General features: G+C 73.1%; 21 protein-coding genes. 8 read left to right on the top strand and 13 right to left on the bottom strand.

Annotated features, from left to right (window positions below):
• Positions 1-31: 31 nt before the first annotated feature.
• From IEY71_RS17585 to IEY71_RS17565, 5 genes are all read right to left on the bottom strand, one after another.
• The gene (locus IEY71_RS17585) at positions 32-586 is read right to left on the bottom strand and encodes a MerR family transcriptional regulator (RefSeq protein WP_189086683.1); all 555 of its coding nucleotides are present in this window, start codon (positions 584-586) and stop codon (positions 32-34) included.
• A gap of 109 nt (positions 587-695) precedes the next feature.
• Positions 696-1,388: a transcriptional regulator FtsR gene (ftsR, locus tag IEY71_RS17580; RefSeq protein WP_189086682.1), complete on the bottom strand. Its 693-nt coding sequence runs from the start codon at positions 1,386-1,388 to the stop codon at positions 696-698.
• A complete protein-coding gene (locus IEY71_RS17575) occupies positions 1,385-1,798 on the bottom strand; it encodes an FHA domain-containing protein (RefSeq protein WP_189086705.1) in 414 nt (137 codons plus the stop codon). Before IEY71_RS17575 ends, ftsR begins: the two co-directional genes overlap by 4 nt.
• Positions 1,799-1,914: 116 nt before the next feature.
• Positions 1,915-2,511: a CDP-alcohol phosphatidyltransferase family protein gene (locus IEY71_RS17570; RefSeq protein ID WP_268243576.1), complete on the bottom strand. Its 597-nt coding sequence runs from the start codon at positions 2,509-2,511 to the stop codon at positions 1,915-1,917.
• A 68-nt stretch (positions 2,512-2,579) separates the two neighbouring features.
• Entirely contained in the window at positions 2,580-3,029 is a 450-nt protein-coding gene (locus tag IEY71_RS17565) for an NUDIX domain-containing protein (RefSeq protein ID WP_229781836.1), read from the bottom strand.
• A 49-nt stretch (positions 3,030-3,078) separates the two neighbouring features.
• Here IEY71_RS17565 and IEY71_RS17560 point away from each other — a divergent pair, with 49 nt between their 5' ends.
• Positions 3,079-3,459, top strand: coding sequence for an RNA-binding S4 domain-containing protein (locus IEY71_RS17560; RefSeq protein ID WP_189086680.1), 381 nt, complete (start codon positions 3,079-3,081; stop codon positions 3,457-3,459).
• Between the two features lie 18 nt (positions 3,460-3,477).
• A complete protein-coding gene (locus IEY71_RS17555) occupies positions 3,478-3,771 on the top strand; it encodes a GNAT family N-acetyltransferase (RefSeq protein WP_189086679.1) in 294 nt (97 codons plus the stop codon).
• A gap of 12 nt (positions 3,772-3,783) precedes the next feature.
• Here IEY71_RS17555 and IEY71_RS17550 read toward each other — a convergent pair whose 3' ends face one another.
• The gene (locus IEY71_RS17550; protein ID WP_189086678.1) at positions 3,784-4,617 is read right to left on the bottom strand and encodes an aggregation-promoting factor C-terminal-like domain-containing protein; all 834 of its coding nucleotides are present in this window, start codon (positions 4,615-4,617) and stop codon (positions 3,784-3,786) included.
• 142 nt (positions 4,618-4,759) lie between these two features.
• On the opposite strand from IEY71_RS17550, the gene IEY71_RS17545 reads away from it, so the two are divergent.
• A complete protein-coding gene (locus tag IEY71_RS17545) occupies positions 4,760-5,191 on the top strand; it encodes a YchJ family protein (protein ID WP_189086677.1) in 432 nt (143 codons plus the stop codon).
• Between the two features lie 100 nt (positions 5,192-5,291).
• Positions 5,292-5,999, top strand: coding sequence for a GTP pyrophosphokinase (locus IEY71_RS17540; RefSeq protein WP_189086703.1), 708 nt, complete (start codon positions 5,292-5,294; stop codon positions 5,997-5,999).
• A gap of 7 nt (positions 6,000-6,006) precedes the next feature.
• Here the strand turns inward: IEY71_RS17540 and ligD are convergent, their stop codons facing one another.
• From ligD to soxR, 4 genes are all read right to left on the bottom strand, one after another.
• A complete protein-coding gene (ligD, locus tag IEY71_RS17535) occupies positions 6,007-7,038 on the bottom strand; it encodes a non-homologous end-joining DNA ligase (protein WP_189086676.1) in 1,032 nt (343 codons plus the stop codon).
• A gap of 10 nt (positions 7,039-7,048) precedes the next feature.
• Complete coding sequence (locus IEY71_RS17530) at positions 7,049-7,534, bottom strand: nitroreductase/quinone reductase family protein (protein WP_189086675.1); 486 nt, start codon at positions 7,532-7,534, stop codon at positions 7,049-7,051.
• Between the two features lie 72 nt (positions 7,535-7,606).
• Positions 7,607-8,518 carry an aggregation-promoting factor C-terminal-like domain-containing protein gene (locus IEY71_RS17525; RefSeq protein ID WP_308426168.1) on the bottom strand — a complete coding sequence of 304 codons (912 nt, stop codon included), beginning with the start codon at positions 8,516-8,518 and terminating at the stop codon, positions 7,607-7,609.
• Between the two features lie 171 nt (positions 8,519-8,689).
• Complete coding sequence (gene soxR / locus IEY71_RS17520; protein ID WP_189086673.1) at positions 8,690-9,238, bottom strand: redox-sensitive transcriptional activator SoxR; 549 nt, start codon at positions 9,236-9,238, stop codon at positions 8,690-8,692.
• 57 nt (positions 9,239-9,295) lie between these two features.
• On the opposite strand from soxR, the gene fdxA reads away from it, so the two are divergent.
• Both fdxA and IEY71_RS17510 read left to right on the top strand, forming a co-directional pair.
• Complete coding sequence (fdxA, locus tag IEY71_RS17515) at positions 9,296-9,619, top strand: ferredoxin (RefSeq protein WP_189086672.1); 324 nt, start codon at positions 9,296-9,298, stop codon at positions 9,617-9,619.
• The gene (locus tag IEY71_RS17510; protein ID WP_189086671.1) at positions 9,616-10,119 is read left to right on the top strand and encodes a flavin reductase family protein; all 504 of its coding nucleotides are present in this window, start codon (positions 9,616-9,618) and stop codon (positions 10,117-10,119) included. The genes fdxA and IEY71_RS17510 overlap by 4 nt, the downstream gene beginning before the upstream one ends.
• Before the next feature lie 168 nt (positions 10,120-10,287).
• Here the strand turns inward: IEY71_RS17510 and rlmN are convergent, their stop codons facing one another.
• The gene (rlmN, locus tag IEY71_RS17505) at positions 10,288-11,505 is read right to left on the bottom strand and encodes a dual-specificity RNA methyltransferase RlmN (protein WP_229781835.1); all 1,218 of its coding nucleotides are present in this window, start codon (positions 11,503-11,505) and stop codon (positions 10,288-10,290) included.
• Positions 11,506-11,704: 199 nt separating this feature from the next.
• On the opposite strand from rlmN, the gene cofG reads away from it, so the two are divergent.
• Positions 11,705-13,981 carry a 7,8-didemethyl-8-hydroxy-5-deazariboflavin synthase CofG gene (gene cofG, locus IEY71_RS17500; protein ID WP_229781834.1) on the top strand — a complete coding sequence of 759 codons (2,277 nt, stop codon included), beginning with the start codon at positions 11,705-11,707 and terminating at the stop codon, positions 13,979-13,981.
• Positions 13,978-15,423 (top strand): flavin-containing monooxygenase, encoded by a 1,446-nt coding sequence (locus IEY71_RS17495; RefSeq protein WP_189086669.1) that lies wholly within the window; start codon positions 13,978-13,980, stop codon positions 15,421-15,423. The genes cofG and IEY71_RS17495 overlap by 4 nt, the downstream gene beginning before the upstream one ends.
• Before the next feature lie 30 nt (positions 15,424-15,453).
• Here IEY71_RS17495 and IEY71_RS17490 read toward each other — a convergent pair whose 3' ends face one another.
• The gene (locus IEY71_RS17490) at positions 15,454-16,245 is read right to left on the bottom strand and encodes an ABC transporter ATP-binding protein (RefSeq protein WP_189086668.1); all 792 of its coding nucleotides are present in this window, start codon (positions 16,243-16,245) and stop codon (positions 15,454-15,456) included.
• Entirely contained in the window at positions 16,242-16,910 is a 669-nt protein-coding gene (locus IEY71_RS17485) for a FadR/GntR family transcriptional regulator (protein ID WP_189086667.1), read from the bottom strand. Before IEY71_RS17485 ends, IEY71_RS17490 begins: the two co-directional genes overlap by 4 nt.
• Positions 16,911-16,998 lie beyond the last annotated feature (88 nt).

Raw genomic sequence — 16,998 nt, 5'->3', positions numbered from 1 at the left:
CCGGTGCGCACCTGATCGGCGCGCGGCGGGATCAGGAGATCTTGCGCGTCTTCGCCCCGCGGCGGGCGGCGAGCTCGTCCATCGGGTCGGACGGCTGGGTGTCCAGCTCGACGAGGGTCGACTCCACCTCGCGGAGCACCTTGCCGACGGCGATGCCGAACACGCCCTGCCCGCGGTTCACGAGGTCGATGACCTCGTCGTCAGAGGTGCAGAGGTAGACGCTCGCGCCGTCGCTCATGAGGGTCGTCTGGGCCAGGTCGTGCACGCCCGACTCGCGCAGCTGGGTGACCGCGGTGCGGATCTGCTGCAGGGAGATGCCGGTGTCGAGCAGGCGCTTGACGAGCTTCAGCACCAGGATGTCGCGGAAGCCGTAGAGCCGCTGCGAGCCGGACCCGGCCGCCCCGCGGACGGTCGGCTCGACGAGCTGCGTGCGGGCCCAGTAGTCGAGCTGCCGATAGCTGATGCCGGCGGCGCGGGCGGCGATGGCCCCGCGGTAGCCGGTGCCCTCGTCGTGCTCGGGGAGTCCGTCGGTGAACAGCAGGCCGAGGTCGTACCGTGCGCGTTCGCTCCGATCGAGCTCGCTCATCCGTCACCCCTCACTCTGGCCGTTCCACGGCCGGACGACTCCCACGCTACCGACCCCGGGGGTCGGCGCCAAACACATCGGGCCGAACGTCACGGCGTGTCGCGTCGGCTCAGTGCGAGAGCCGCGCGACGGCCGCTCGCAGGGCCAGCTCGTGCACCGTCTCGAGCTCGGCGGCTAGCTCGCGCGCCCGTTCTCCGGAGCGCGCCTTGCCGGCCGGATCCGTGCGGCGCTCCGGCGTGATCGCGCGTTCGATGAGCGCTGCTTCGCGCTCGGCCGCCACGCGGACGCCGCGGAGGTGCCGAGGTTCGATGCCGACGGCCCGCAGGGCCACGAGCGAGCGCAGCAGCGTGAGGGCGTCGTCGCCGTAGACCTCCGCCGGCACGAGGAGCGAGACCGCGATCGCCTCGTCGAGCAGTTGGCGCGTCGCACCGGCCGCCTCGACGAGTTCGCGCCGGCTCAGGCGTCGGGCGCCGCCGAGGTGCACCGCGGCGCTCGTCGCACCGGGGAGCGCGGGCGTCTCACCGCGGTCGATCGCGTCGAGGTGCTCGCGGATGACCTTGAGCGGGAGGTACTGGTCGCGCTGCAGCGAGAGCACGACCGTGATCCGCTCGATGTCGGCCTCGGCGAACTTGCGATACCCGGCCGCGGTCCGCGCGGGCGTGACGAGGCCGCGCTCTTCGAGGAATCGGAGCTTCGACGGCGTCAGTTCCGGGAACTCCGGCTGGAGGCGGGCGAGAACCTGCCCGATGCCCAGGAGCGGCGCACGGCCGCTCGCACCCGCGGATGCCGCGGTGGGGGTCACTCGCCGCTCGCCGGCACCAGGTCGCGGCGCGAAGCGTAGAAGGTGAGGCGGAACTTGCCGATCTGCACCTCGGCCCCGTCGGCGAGCAGCGCCGTCTCGATGCGCACGCCGTCGTAGTAGGTGCCGTTCAGCGAGCTGAGGTCTTTCACCTCGAACGCCGTGCGGTGCCGCACGAACTCCGCGTGCTTGCGCGAGACGGTCACATCGTCGAGGAAGATGTCGGCGTCGGGGTGGCGGCCGACCGTCGTCACCTCGGTGTCGAGGAGGAACCGGGCGCCGCTGTTCGGGCCACGGCGGACGATCAGCAGAGCCGACCCGGAGGGAAGCGCGTTGATCGCCTCCTGCTCCTCGGGCGTCACGTCGGTATCGAGCGCGGCGAGCTGCGCCGCCGCCTCCCGGCTGAACCCGATGGTGGTGTCGTTCGCGTTGCCGCCGAGCTCGTTCGACGAGGTGTTGGTCGTCGGCTGCGAGCCCTGCGAGTTGTCGTTGTCCGCCACGGCGTACCTCCCGCATCCAGCGTATCGGATCAGGGCCGCGGCGCCACCCGCGCGGCACGCACTGCGCGCGCGGTCTCGATCGCGTAGATGATCCCGGCCCACCAGTAGAGGAACGCGCCCCACAGCGTGATCGCCCAGCCGACGGGCTCGCTGACCGGCTGGACGGAGGGGAACGCCAGCCCGAGCATGATCACCGGCAGGCCGAAGAAGAGCGCGAAGGTCGCGACCTTGCCGAGCTGGTGCACCGGCAGCGGACCGTAGCCGTGGCTCGCGAGCACGACGCCGAGGATCAGCAGGAAGACGTCGCGCGCGACGATGACCACGACGATCCACCAGGGAACGAGGCCGCCCGCGGCGAGCCCGAGCAGCGCCGCGAAGATGTAGAGCCGGTCGGCGGCGGGATCGAGCAGCTGGCCGAGCCGGGTGACCTGGTTCAGCCGACGCGCGAGATAGCCGTCGGCGAGATCGCTGAGGCTCGCCACCACGAGCACGACGAGCGCGCCGACGTACTCGCCCAGCACGAGCAGCACGAGGAAGACCGGGACGAGCGCGAGGCGCAGCATGCTGAGCACGTTCGGGATCGTCCAGACCCGCCTGCTCACCTGCCCGTCGCGCTCCCCCGTCACGCGTCCGATCCTAGCGACGGCCGCCGACCGCGTCGGCCGAACGCCCAGCGCGGCGCGAAGCCCGCGACTCAGAGTTGGGACGAGAGCCCCGGCCAGGCCTCGGCGAACCTCGGGTGCAGCGGGAGCTCGGCGACCGCCGGGATCGGCGTCCACCGCAGCTCCAGGCTCTCCGGGTCGGCGATGACCGGGTCGAAGCGGCGGCTGGCCGCCGCCACGACCGTCGTGTACGACCAGTAGCCGAGATCGAGCACGGAGGTGAAGCGCACCTCCACCAGCCCGGCGGGCACGCCCGCTTCCTCGCCAGCCTCCCGGACGGCGGCGTCGACGGCCGATTCGTGCTCGTGCCGGGCGCCGCCCGGGATGCCCCAGGTGCCGCCGAAGTGGCTCCACTCGACGCGGTGCTGCAGCAGCACTTCGCGCTCGGGGCTCATGATGAGCAGTCCGGCCGCGCCGAACCTGCCCCAGTACCTCGCCCCGTCGGGACCCTCGACCCACGCGTCGCCGCTCGTTCCGCTCACCCGTCCAGCATCTCGCACTCCGCGCCGGAGGGCGACGTAGGCTGGGCGGGTGCCCGCTCCCGACACCGCCCGCATCGACGCCTGGCTCTGGGCCGTGCGGCAGTTCAAGACCCGCTCCGCTGCGACGGCGGCCTGCCGGGCCGGGCACGTGCGCCTGAACGGCGAGCGCGCGAAGGCGGCGCAATCAGTTCGAGCAGGCGACGAGATCCGGGTCCGCATCGAGGGCTTCGACCGCATCCTCGTCGTCCGGGGCATCCTCGTGAAGCGGGTGAGCGCACCGCTCGCGGCGGCCGCGCTCGAAGACCGGACGCCGCCGCGGCCGCCGCGCGAACTGACCGCGCAGCTCCCGGTGCGGGACCGCGGAGCCGGCCGCCCCACGAAGCGCGACCGGCGCGAGCTCGAGCGCCTGCGCGGCGAGCGGCCGCTCTGAGCGGCGTAGCCTGAAGGCATGGCAACCGAGATCCGTCACGAACCCGAGCAGGACCGCTACGCGCTCCGCGTCGACGGCCAACTGGCGAGCGTCCTCGACTACCGGCGGCTCGGCGATTCGATCGCCTTCGTCCGGACCTTCACGAATCCGCCCTACCGGGGCTCGGGCCTCGCGGCCGAGCTCGTGGAGTTCGCGGCCGACGACGTGGAGGCGACGAGCGGCGCCCGGATCGTGCCGAGCTGCTGGTACGTGGAGGAGTGGTTCGATCGGCATCCCGATCGACGCCACCTCCTCGAGTCGCGCTCGAGCTGAGCGGGACCCGACTCAGTACCAGTTCACGGACTGGGAGTGCCCCCAGGCGGAGCACGGCGAGCCGTAGCCGCGCTTGATGTAGTCGAGGCCCCAGGCGATCTGGGTGGCCGCGTTCGTCTCCCAGTCGCTTCCGGCGCTCGCCATCTTGCTGCCCGGCAGGGCCTGCGGGATGCCGGTCGCCCCGCTCGAGGCGTTGTAGGCCGTGTACGACCAGCCGGACTCCTTCTGCCACAGGTTCGACAGGCACTGGAACTCGCCCTCGCCCCAGCCGTACTGCGACGCGGCGAGCTCGCGCGCGGTGGCGCGGGCGCCGTCCGGGGTGTTCGCCCGCGCGAGCGCGGCGGCCTGCTCCGCGAGGACGCGGTCGTGCTCGTCCGCGAGGGCGCGGGTCTTCTCGGCCTCGGCGCGCGTTTGCGCGGTCAGTCCGACGATCTCGTCGATCGGCAGGTCCTCGTAGTCGCCGAGCGAGGCGACGGCGGCGGCCAGGCCGCTCGTGTCGACCTTGCCGTCGGCCGCCGTGAGCGTCGCGTTCGCGACGGCGAGGGTGTCCTTGGCGCTGCCCTGGGCGCGCGCCTTGGCCACGCCGGCGTACGCGCCGAGCTGGCTGGAATCGAGCGAGTTCTGGGCGCCGAGCGCGTCGGTCGCGGCGATCCGCTGCGCACTGTCGGCCGCGCCCTGCACGGCGAGGCCGGTGCCGGCGACGAGGCCGACGGCGACGATCGCGCCGGCGACGACGATCAGGCGGCGCCGGCCGGTCCGACGGGCGCGCAGCGAGCGACGCGTCGGGCGGGCGTCGGGGGTTCGGGGGCTGGTCTGGGCGTGGGGGTTCTGAGTACTGGTTCGCATAGAGGTGCTGCGCCGGCGGGTCGGTGTTCGGGGGATCCCGAGGGCCGGCACAAGTCAGCCACTCTGCACGGCGTTTCTGAACAGTTCCTCAGCTCTCCCTGAGCAGACGGTGTGCACGACGCCCGGCCGCGATACTGGAGGGATGCCGAACCGGGCCACCCTCCAGCTGCCAGCCGACGCCCCGTGCCCCTGCCGGAACGGGGCGTACGGGACCTGCTGCGGTCCCGCACTCGACGGCGGCTCGGCGCCCTCGACCGCCGTCGCCCTCATGCGCTCCCGCTACACGGCGTTCGCTCTCAGCGATATCGGCTATCTGCTGTGCAGCTGGGACCCCTCGACGCGACCTCGCGAGCTGGTCCTCGACGACGCCACCGAGTGGCGCCGGCTCGTCGTCATCGACGTCGTCGACGGCGGGCCGGACGACGACACCGGCATCGTGGAGTTCCGCGCCGTCTTCCGCGACGCCGACGGCCGCGGGGAGCTGCACGAGCGCAGCCGTTTCGTGCGTCGCCCCGACGGATGGCGCTATCTCGACGCGGTCAAAGCAGATCCCGAGGTTCGCTCCGTATGGTGAGGCCGTGACCTCAACCGAGAGCAGCCCGTTCGACTCCGCCCCGGTGCCGTTGCCGGTTCCGATCACGGCGCCCTCGGCATCCGGAGCGCCCGAGTCGCCGATGCTGACCGACCGCGCGCAGCGCGCACTCGACACGATCGACGGACAGACGCTCGAGGAGATGCGCGCGCTCCGCGACGAGACCGAGCGGTTCATGCAGCGCTACAAGTTCGGCATGGACGAGGTCATCACCAAGCTCTCCATCCTGCGCGAGGAGTTCAACCAGGCCCACGACTACAACCCCATCGAGCACATCTCGAGCCGGCTGAAGTCGCTCGACAGCGTGATCGAGAAAATGGCGCGCAAGGGCGTCGAACCGAGCTTCGACGCCATCAGCCAGACGATCACGGACATCGCCGGGGTCCGCGTCACCTGCAGCTTCGTCTCCGACGCTTACCGCATCTACGAGCTGCTCGTCGCGCAGCGTGACATCCGCGTGCTGCAGGTCAAGGACTACATCGCCGAGCCGAAGCCGAACGGCTACCAGAGCCTGCACGTCATCGTGGAGGTGCCCGTCTTCCTCTCCACCGGGGCCCACCCGGTGGTCGTCGAGGTGCAGATCCGCACGATCGCGATGGACTTCTGGGCCAGCCTCGAGCACAAGATCTACTACAAGTACGACCGGCAGGTGCCGCAGGAGCTCCTCGACGGCCTCACCGACGCCGCGCGGACCGCCTCCGAGCTCGACGCCCGCATGGAGCGGCTGCACCGCGAGGTGCACGGCGACCCGCGGGCGAACGCGAGGCTGCGCCGCACCTCGATCGCCTGAGCGGCCGCTACTCCCCCGGCTCGGGCTTCCTGGCCCGGCTCGGCTGGACGCGCGGCGGCTCTCCCGGCATCTTCGGGAAGTCCGGCGGGAACGGGAGCTCGCCGAGCCCGTGGTCGAGATCGCGCTGCCACCATTCGAGGAGCGGCGCGAGATCGCCCGGCGCCTCGTGCATCCGCGCCCAGGGGTCGCCGACCGCGCGGAGGCGCTCGGGCACCGTGCGCACGGTGAGCGACGCGGGATCGACGTGCTCGAGTTCGTCCCACTCGAGCGGGCACGAGACGGCCGCGTGCGGAAGCGCTCGCGGGCTGTAGGCGCCGGCCATGGTGCGGTCGCGGTTGGCCTGGTTGAAGTCGATGAACACCCGCTCCCCGCGCTCCTCCTTCCACCACGCGGTGGTGAGCCGGTCCGGCATCCGTCGTTCCAGCTCGCGTGCGAGCGCGATGACCGCGTGCCGAACCTCGAGGAACTCGTGCTCCGGCCGGATCGGCGCGAAGACGTGGATGCCCCGGTTGCCGCTCGTCTTGACGAAGCCGGTGAGGCCGAGCTCGGCGAGCAGCTCCCGGAGCGCGAGCGCCGCGGGCACCGCCTCCGCGAAGCCGGTGCCCGGCTGCGGGTCGAGGTCGATGCGCAGCTGATCGGGGTGGTCGCTGTCCTCCGCGCGCGACGCCCAGGGGTGGAACACGATCGTGTTCATCTGCGCCGCCCACACGGCGGCCGCCGGCTCGTCGATCACGAGCTGGGGATGGCTGCGGCCGCTCGGGTACGTGACCGGCACGGCGCGCACCCACTCCGGCGCCCCCTTCGGCGGGTTCTTGGAGTAGAACTGCTCGCCCTCGATGCCCTCGGGGAAGCGCTGCAGCGACACCGGCCGGTCGCCGTTCGCGGCGACGAACGCCTCGCCGACCGCGACGAGGTACTCGGCGAGCTCGCGTTTCGTGATGCCCGGTTCGGGCCAGAGCACGCGGCCGGGACTGGAGATCCGCACGTCGCGATCGCCGTGCGGGCCGGGGACGGTGAGGACGACCGCGTCGGAGGCCATGCCTGCGACGCTACCGCACCGGCTGCAGACGGAACAGTCGCACGACCCGCCCCGACTCGCGCTCGTAGCCGCGATACCCCGGCCACTGGCGCTCGATGAGGGCCCAGGCCTCGTCCCGGTCGACGTCGGCGACCGGGAGCGCCCGCACCCGCATCGCCCGGCCGCGGACGAGGATCTCGGCCTCCGGGTGGGCCAGCAGGTTGTAGGTCCAGGCCGGATGCCGCTGCCTCGCGAAGCTCGTGCCCGCGACGATCGCCCGACCGTGGCCGTCGGGCGTGTACATCAGCTCCGTCTCCCGGATCGCCCCACTGCGCGCGCCCGTCGTCCGCAGGACGAGCGAGGGCACCAGAAGCGCGCTCACTTGCACGCGACGCCCGGTCAGACGGGCGAGCAGCCGTTCGAGGCGGGGCAGGACCGCGGGCGCGGCGGCACGGAACACGGAGGTGCGGGTCAGCGGGGCGACGACGGCCCGGACGAGATCGACGGTGCGCGGCACGAGCCCATTCTGCCCGGGGACGCGAACGGGCCGGGGCGATTCGCCCCGGCCCGCGTGTCGCTCAGCGGGTGGTCAGTACCAGCCCTTGGCGTTGAACGAGTCCCATGCGCCGCACGGCGTGCCGTAGCGGCCGGAGATGTAGGACAGGCCCCAGCGGATCTGCGTCGCGGGGTTCGTCTCCCAGTCGGCGCCGAACGCGGCCATCTTGCTGCCGGGCAGTGCCTGCGGGATGCCGTAGGCGCCGCTCGGGTTCGCGGCGTTCGTGCGCCACCCGGACTCGTGGTTCCAGAGCTCGACGAGGCAGCCGAACTGGTCGTCGCCCCAGCCGTGCTCGGACGCCATGATGTCGCGGGCGATCGCCTGGGCCTCGCTCGGGTTCGCCGGCGCCGAGGGGCGGGAGGACGACTCGCTGGAGCTCGATCCCGAGCTCGAGGCGGCCTCAGCGGCTGCGGCCTCTGCGGCCGCCTTCGCCGCTGCCTCGGCCGCGGCCTGCTCGGCCGCGACGCGATCGAACTCGGCGACCTGACCCGCCACGGCGGTGCTCGCGGCGTTCGTCTCGGCGGCGAGCTCGAACACCCGCTCGGGAGCGAGGAGCTCGTACTGGCCGAGGGTCGCGACGGACGTGCTGAGTGCCGCGGCGTCGACCTTGCCCTGGGCGGACGCGATCGTGTCGTGCGCCACCGAGAGGGTGTCCTGCGCGGTCTTGACGGCGCGCGCGGAAAGGATCCCGCCGTGCGCGCTGAGCTGCTCGACGTCGAGGTTCGCCGCTTCGGCGAGGGCCGAGGTCTCGGCGACGCGATCGCTCTGCGCGGCGAAGGCCGACTGGACGGCGAAGCCGGTTCCGACCATCGCGCCGACGGCGACGACCGCGCCGGCGGCGAGGAAGTAGCGGGTGCGGTGCCCGCGGGCCCGACGGCGCTCGGCCCGGCTCGGCAGCTGCTCTGAAGTTGTGGTGGGGGTGTTCTCGCGGTTCTGGTTCTGCATGTCTCTCACGTGCGTCCTCGGTGTGCTGGGCACCGCGGCGCGATTCATCGTCTCGGGTACAGGGGGTCGCCGGAGCGAAGTGGGTAGTTTTGCGAGCTTTACTCCACGACCCCTCCGGGTTTCCTGGGAAACCCATGTGAAATACCCCCGTTCGGGGGTCGGATCGCGGGGTCAGTCGCCCGCCCGGGCGCCGATCTCGTCGGAGTCGCGATCGGCATCCGCGTCGTCGCGCTCGAGCTCGGGATCGAGGCGGCGCGGGCCGGCGCCGTCCTCACCGAGCGCGTCGTCGGGGTTCAGGAGGGCGCACGCCTTCATCGAGAGGCAGCCGCAGCCGATGCATCCCGTGAGCTCGCGCTCGAGTCGCTCGAGCCCGCGACGGCGCTCGACGAGCCGCCGCTTCCACTGCCGCGACGCGCGTTGCCACTCCTCGTGACTGGGGGTGCGATCGAGCGGCACGTCGCCGAAGCCCTCCTGCACATCGGAGAGCGGGAGCCCGAGCCGCTTCGCGACCGCGATGAGCGAGACCCGGCGCAGCATGTGGCGCGGATAGCGGCGCTGGTTGCCGGCGGTGCGCACCGAGGCGATGAGCCCGAGGTCCTCGTAGAAGCGCAGCGCGGAGGCGGCGACGCCGGTGCGCCGGCTCATCTCACCGATCGTGAGGAGCTCGTCGGGCTCGTGGTGCGCCGGGGCCGCCGAGCCCGGCTCCGCCTGCTGCGTCATGTGCGTCCCCTCGCTCCGTTTTGACTTCAAGCGTACTTGAAGTCTTACGGTGGAGGCATGACGTACGTGATCGCCCTGCCCTGTGTCGATGTCAAGGACAAGGCGTGCATCGACGAATGCCCGGTCGACTGCATCTACGAGGGCGAGCGATCGCTGTACATCCACCCCGACGAGTGCGTCGACTGCGGCGCCTGCGAGCCCGTCTGTCCCGTCGAGGCGATCTACTACGAGGACGACCTGCCCGACGAGTGGGCCGACTACTACAAGGCGAACGTCGAGTTCTTCGACGAGATCGGCTCGCCCGGCGGCGCCGCCAAGGTCGGGATGATCGCCTACGATCACCCTGTGGTCGCTGCACTCCCCCCGCAGGCGCACGAATGAGCGAGGCGCCCGAGCTCGTCGACGCCTACAAGCTCGCGTTCCGACACCACCCCGCCGGCGTCGCCCTCATCACCGCCGCGAGCGCGACCGGCCCCGTCGGACTCACCGCCTCCTCGGTCGCCTCGGTCGCGCTCGACCCGACGGTGCTGTCCTTCTCCGTCACCCGGGCGACCGGATCCGCGGGTGCGCTGCTCGGCACCGACGGCGTCGTCGTGCACCTGCTGGGCGAGCACCAGGCCGGGATCGCCGAGGTCTTCGCCCGATCGGGCGCACCGCGCTTCACGACGGAGCAGGGCTGGTCGCGCTTCGAGAGCGGTGAACCCTGGCTGCCGGATGCCCCGGCCGCACTCCGCTGCCGCATCCTCGAGCGCACCCCGGTCGGCAGCTCCACGCTCGTGCTCGCCGAGGTCGTCGAGGTGCGCCTGGGCCCGGCCGCGACGCCGCTCGTCTACCGCGACCGCACCTTCTTCAGCCTCGTGGGAGCGACTCCGCTGCCATGAGCGAGACCCCGACGCCCCCGAGGCCGCGTCGACGACGACGCCGCATGTCGACCGCACGACTCGCCGTCGTCGCCCGCCGCTGGGGGCTGCTCGCCCTCATCGTGCTGACGGCGATCGGCGCACTCGTGCAGTTCCTCATCCGCTGAGCCGATCGGCCGCCCGCGCGCCTCAGCCGTCGGCCGCCGCGAGCTGCCCGCAGGCGCCGTCGATCTCCTTGCCGCGGGTGTCGCGGATCGTCGTCGGCACGCCGGCGGCCTCCAGCCGGCGCACGAACTCCTGCTGCACCTCGGACTCCGAGGCCGTCCAGATGGAGCCGGGCGTCGGGTTCAGCGGGATCGGGTTGACGTGCACCCAGCCGCGGCCGCGCTCGTTGAGCTTCTCGGCGAGCAGGTCGGCGCGCCATCCGTGGTCGTTCATGTCCTTGATCAGCGCGTACTCGATCGAGACACGTCGTCCGGTCTTCTCGAAGTACTCGCGGGCCGCGTCGAGCGCCTCGTCGACCTTCCAGCGGGAGTTCACGGGGATGAGCTCGTCGCGGAGCTGATCGTCGGGCGCGTGCAGGCTGAGCGCGAAGGTCACGGGCAGGTCTTCGGCGGCGAGCTTGCGGATGGCGGGCACGAGGCCCACGGTCGACACGGTGATGCCGCGCGCGGACATGCCGAGACCGTCGGGCGCGGGGGCGAGCATCGTGCGCACCGCCTGCATCAGCCGGGCGTAGTTCGCGAGCGGCTCCCCCATGCCCATGAACACGATGTTCGACACCCGGTCGGGCGTGTGGTCGCCGTGCTTCCGGCCGCCGAGCTCCCCACGGGCGAGCGCCGCGTTCGCGAGCACGACCTGCTCGACGATCTCCGCCGCCGACATGTTGCGGGTGAGGCCCGCCTGCCCCGTGGCGCAGAACGGGCAGTTCATGCCGCATCCGGCCTGGCTCGAGACGCAGAGGGTGATCCGGCCCGGATAGCGCATGAGCACCGACTCGACGAGGGCGCCGTCGTGCAGCTTCCAGAGGAACTTGATGGTGTCGCCGTTGTCGGTCGTGAATCGGCGCACCTCGGTGAGCAGCGGCGGCAGCACGGCCCGGACGAGCTCCTCGCGCGACGCGGCGGGCAGGTCCGTCATCTCGGCCGGGTCGTTCGTGTGGTGCACGAAGTAGTGCGTCGCGAGCTGCGCAGCCCGGTAGCCGGGAAAGCCGAGCTCCGCGACGTGGGCCTTGCGGTCGGCCGGCGCGAGGTCGGCGAGGTGCACCGGAGGCTTGCCGCGCTTGGGCGAGGCGAACTGGAGCATCGGACGCCCGTCGGGGCCCTTCTTCTGCTCCCAGCCCTCGGTCGCCGGGCGGACCTGCGGTCGGCGCACGGGGGTCGTGGTGGAGTCGCTCGAGTTCGTCACCCTCCAAGGGTACGCGGCATCCGCGTCGTGCCGACGCGGCATCGGCTCGGCTAGGCTGCCCCCGAGACGTTCTCCGGCCCGGAGCTGGGCCGCCGGGACGCGTTCGCCGGGGTTGGCGAGCGCGCGGCCCGTCCGATTCGCATCGGGCGCGGCGCGCCCGTGCGCCAGCCGCCGCATCCGCGACACGACCGGAGGTCACGTGCCCACGCCCGTCCCGCTCCTGCGTTCCCCCGAGCGCTCCGCCGCCCTCGACGGCGCGCTCCACCGCCTCGACGCCGTCCGGCCGCCCGGCCGCGCCGACGCCGAACTCCTGCTCGACGCCCGCGGCGAAGACCTCGATCGCCTGCTCGCCGCCGCCGGCGCGGTGCGCGACCTCGGCCTCCGCGCGGCCGGCCGCCCCGGCGTCGTCACCTACTCCCGGAAGGTCTTCATCCCGCTCACACGGTTGTGCAGGGACCGCTGCCACTACTGCGTCTTCGTCGAGACGCCCCGCCAGCTCGCCCGCGCCGGCGAGACGATGTTCCTCGACGAGGACCGTGTGCTCGAGATCGCGCGCGCCGGCGCCGAGCTCGGCTGCAAGGAGGCGCTGCTGACCCTGGGCGACCGTCCGGAGGACCGCTGGCCGGAAGCCCGCGACTGGCTCGACGCCCACGGGCACTCCTCGACGCTCGACTACGTCGCGACCGTCGCCCGTCGCATCCTCGACGAGACCGGGCTGCTCCCCCACCTGAACCCCGGGGTGATGAGCTGGGCGGAGCTGCAGCGGCTGCGCGCGGTCGCCCCGTCGATGGGGATGATGCTCGAGACGACGTCGCGCCGCCTGTGGGAGACCCGCGGAGCCGCGCACTACGGATCGCCGGACAAGGACCCCGCTCTCCGGCTCCGAGTCATCGAGGACGCGGGGCGGGCCCGCATCCCCTTCACGACCGGCGTCCTGCTCGGGATCGGCGAGACCCCGGCCGAGCGCGTCGACGCCGTCGTGGCGCTCCGCGAACTCCATGAGCGCTTCGGCCACGTGCAGGAGGTGATCGTGCAGAACTTCCGGGCCAAGCCGTCGACTGCGATGCGGGACACCGCGGACCTCGCGACGCAGGAGTACGCCGCGGCGGTCGCGGTGACCAGGCTCCTGCTCGGCCCGTCGATGCGGCTCCAGGCGCCGCCGAACCTCACCGACGAGCCGGAACTCGCGCTGCTGCTCCGCGCCGGCGTCGACGACTGGGGCGGGGTCAGCCCGCTCACCCCGGACCACGTGAATCCCGAGCGCCCCTGGCCGCAGATCGAGGAACTCGCACGGCTCACCGCCGCGCAGGGCTTCGTGCTGCGCGAACGGCTGACCGCTCATCCCGAATACGTCCGCGCCTCCCGTGGAGATCGAGGTGCGGACGGACTGCCGGATGGCGACTGGCTCGACGACCGCCTCGCCCCGGCGGTGCTCGGGCTCGCGAGCGCGTCCGGGCTCGCGCGCCGCGATGCCTGGCTCGACGCGGTGCTGCGCCGGGCCCTCGCCGACCCCGCCGACCTCGAGGACGCCGAGTACCTGGCGCTGCTGCACGCGGAGGGCGACGATCTCGACGCGCTCGCCGCCGTCGCCGACGAGGTGCGTCGCCGCTCCGTCGGCGACGAGGTCAGCTACGTCGTCAACCAGAACCTGGACCCGGCCGTCGCCTGGACCGAGGCCGCGCTCAGCGCCGCGGTCGCCGAGGCCGTCGAACTCGGGGTCACCGAGATCTGCGCACAGGGCGAGGTCGCGGGCGGCGACGTCGAGTCGTTCGTCATGGCGGTCAAGCGGGGCGGGCCGGTGCATCTGCACGCGTTCCGGCCCGGCGAGCTGCTGGCCGCGGCGCATCGTGCGGGGACCCCGCTCGACGCGTGGCTGCGGCGGCTCCGGAGGGCGGGGCTCGACACCGTCCCCGGGACGGGCGCGCTGATCCTGGACGACCCGGTGCGGGCCGCGCTGAGCGGGGGCGGTGCGATCTCGTCGGCCGAGTGGGAGCGCGCGATCCGCACGGCGCACGGCGCGGGGCTCCGCTCGACCGCGACGATGGTGTTCGGGCACGTCGAGACGCCGACGCAGCAACTGGCCCACCTGCGGCGGATCGCCGGCATCCAGCGCGAGACCGGCGGGTTCACCGAGTTCATCCCGATGCCGTGGGTGCCCGCGGATTCGCCGGTACCGGTCGCCGGCGCGCGCCCGGGGCCGTCGCTCCGGGAGGTGCGGGCGGTCGTCGCGGTGTCGAGGCTGGTGCTGAGCGGCAGCGTCGACCATGTGCAGGCCGCCTGGCCGAAGCTCGGCTTCCGCGCGGCGCAGCTCGCCCTCGCGGGCGGGGCGGACGACCTCGGCGGACTGCTCGTCCCGGGACGCGGGGCGCCGGCCCCGGAGTCGGGACGCCGACTGACGACGACGGACGCCGAGGCCCTCGCCGGCGAGCTCGGACGCCCGGTGCGCGAACGCACGACCGACTACGGGACGAGATGACCGTGGACAGCGCGCCGATCCGCGAAGCGGTGATCGTGGGCGCCGGCATCGCGGGGATCGGCATGGCCGCGAGGCTCCGGAGGGCGGGGATCCGCGACTTCCTGGTGCTCGAGCGGGCCGAGCGCATCGGCGGCACCTGGCGCGACAACGTCTACCCGGGCGTCGCCTGCGACATCCCGAGCCACCTCTACGAGTACTCGTTCCGCCCGAAGCCGGATTGGACGCGACGCTTCGCCCCCGGGGCCGAGCTGCTCGAGTACCTCGACGCCACGGTGGTCGCCGAGGGGGTCGACGCGCACCTCCGCCTGGGCACGGCGCTCGAACGGGCGGAGTGGCTGGAGGAGCGCGGGTGCTGGCTGCTTCGCACGTCGACCGGCACGGTGCGGAGCCGGGCGCTCGTGATGGCGGCGGGGCGGCTGAGCGAGCCGCGGATGCCGGACGTCGCCGGACTCGATGGGTTCGCCGGCCCCGTGGCGCACTCGGCGAACTGGACCGCTCCCGAGCTCGAGGGCCGCAGCGTCGGCGTCGTCGGGACCGGGGCGAGCGCCGTCCAGCTGGTGCCCGAGCTCGCCGGGCGGGCGGCTCGGCTCATCGTCTTCCAACGCACGCCCGCCTGGGTGCTGCCCCGCGAGGACGCCGCCTACGCCCCGTCCGAGCCGCGCCCCTCGAGGCGGGAGCTCGCGGCGCAGGCGGAGGGCCTCTTCGCCGCGAGGCTGCGGGGCTCGCCCGAGGGGGCCGCACTCGCACGACGTGCGCGCGAGCACCTCCGCCGCCAGGTCGCCGACGAGGAGCTCCGGCGGCGCCTGGCCCCGACCGCGGAGATCGGCTGCAAGCGCGCGGTCTTCAGCGACCGGTTCTATCCGGCGCTCGCCCGCGACGACGTGACGCTCGAAGCGAGCGCGCTCGCCGGCATCGCGGACGACGGGCGTACGGCGCTGGCGGCGTCCGGCGCGCAGTACCGCCTCGATGCGCTGATCCTGGCGACGGGCTTCGAGACGGTGCGCCCGCCGTTCGCACGACTGATCCGCGCCCGGCGACGCTCGCTCGACGAGCACTGGCGCGACGGGATGACGAGCTACGCCTCCGTGGTCGTCTCCGGGTTCCCCAATCTGTTCGTCCTCGACGGGCCGAACGCCGCGCTCGGCCACCACTCCGCGTTCGAGGTGATCGAGGCCCAGATCGACTACGTGCTCGGCGCACTCGACCACCTGCGCAGGCACGGCGGGGCGCTCGAGGTGTCGCCGGAGGCGGAAGCCGCCTACACGGCGCGCATCGAACGGATGGCGGCGCGCACCGTGTGGGCGGCCGGTTGCGGCAACCGGTACGTGGATCCGCGCTCCGGGAGGCTGACGGTGATCTGGCCGGAGCGCGCCTCCCGCTTCCGGGCGCTGAACGGACGTTTCGACCCGGCGCCGTTCCTCGGCGCGGCCGCCCGGCGCTGAGGCATCCGGGCGGTCCGCGCCGTCGCGCGATCAGCGCACCCGCGCGGCGCGGGCCGACCAGCGTCCGCCGTCGTGGCCCACGACGATCGGATGCTCGAAGGCCCGCGAGATCACCTCGGTCGTGACGACCTCGGCGACCGGCCCGGACGCCACGGTCGCCCCGTGCGAGATCGCGATCGCGTGGGTCGTGGTCTCCGGGAGCTCCTCCAGGTGGTGGGTGACGAGGATGGTGGACAGCTGCGGCGCGCGCTCGGCCAGCGCGTCGACCGTCTCGAGGAACTGCTCGCGCGCGGCCACGTCGAGGCCCGTCGTGGGCTCGTCGAGGAGCAGCAGGCTCGGTTCTGCGATGAGGGCTCGCGCGATGAGCGCGCGCCCCCGTTCGCCCTGGGAGAGCGTCGGCCAGATCGCGTCGCGCCGGTGGTCGAGGCCGAGCTCCGCGATCACCCGGCGGGCGGCGTCGAGCTGTTCGGGCGTCGGAACCCAGCGCATCGGCGTCTCGATGGTGGCGGTGAGCCCGGTGAGCACGACCTGCGTGACGGTGAGCCTGGAGCGGAGCGGATGCCTCGGGTTCACATGCCCGATGTGCCGGCGGAGCTCCTGCAGCTCGACGCGGCCGAGCCGGGCGCCGAGGACGTCGACGGTCCCGGAACTCGGGAAGGTGACGGCGCCGCAGAAACCGAGGATGGTGCTCTTGCCCGCACCGTTCGGCCCGAGCAGCGCCCAGCGCTCCCCCTGCTCGACGCGGAGGTCGATGCCGTCGAGGATCTGCCGCCCGTCGCGGCGGAAGGTCACGCCGGCGAGCTGCAGCACCGGTGCCGTCACGCGAGCGCCGCCTTCATCGCGCCAAGGTGGCTGCGGCTCTCGCGCGCCGCGCCGTCGCCGTCGCGCTCGGCGATGCGCTCGGCCAGCCGTTCGTGCGCGCCGTGGTCGGCGTCGTCGCCGAACTCGCCGCGCAGGCGCAGCATGTCGACCATCGCCTGCCGCATCCGCGGGGTGAAGCCGTCGAACAGCTCCGCGAGGATCGGGTTGTGCGCGGCGGCGACGATGCTGCGGTGGAAGCGCGTGTCGGCGTCGACGTGCGCCTCGACGTCGGCCCGGTTCGCGGCGCGATCGTCGAGGGCGCGGCGGATAGCGCGGAGGTCGCTCGGTGTGCGGCGCTCCGCGGCGAGCGCGGCGGCCTCCGCCTCGATCGCGATGCGCGCCTCGATGACCGAGACGAGGTCGGCTCGGCGGAGCACCGCGTCCCACTCCTCGGGCGCGTCGAGCGCCGTGACGAAGACGCCGGCGCCCTGCCTGGAGGCGAGGACGCCCCGTCCGGCGAGCTGGCGGATGGCCTCCCGGACCGTCGAACGGCCGACGCCGAGTTGCGGGGCGAGGGTCGTCTCGCCGGGCAGTTTCTGCCCGAGCTCCCACTCGCCGGTGCGGATGCGCTCGAGGATGAGCTCTGCCGCCTGGTCTGCGAGCGGGGCCCGCTTCACCTGTTCCATCGACTCGCCTCTCTACTTGTCTGAGGAGTCGTGGTACAGTCTAGCCATGTTCGCGCGCGGCCTCCTCCTTCGCCGCCACGTCGGGGCC

It is taken from the genome of Agromyces mediolanus (assembly GCF_014648575.1).
GTDB classification, from domain to species: Bacteria; Actinomycetota; Actinomycetes; order Actinomycetales; family Microbacteriaceae; genus Agromyces; species Agromyces mediolanus.
Note: the sequence above shows the minus strand (reverse complement) of the source record. Positions and strands in the feature narration are given on the sequence as shown.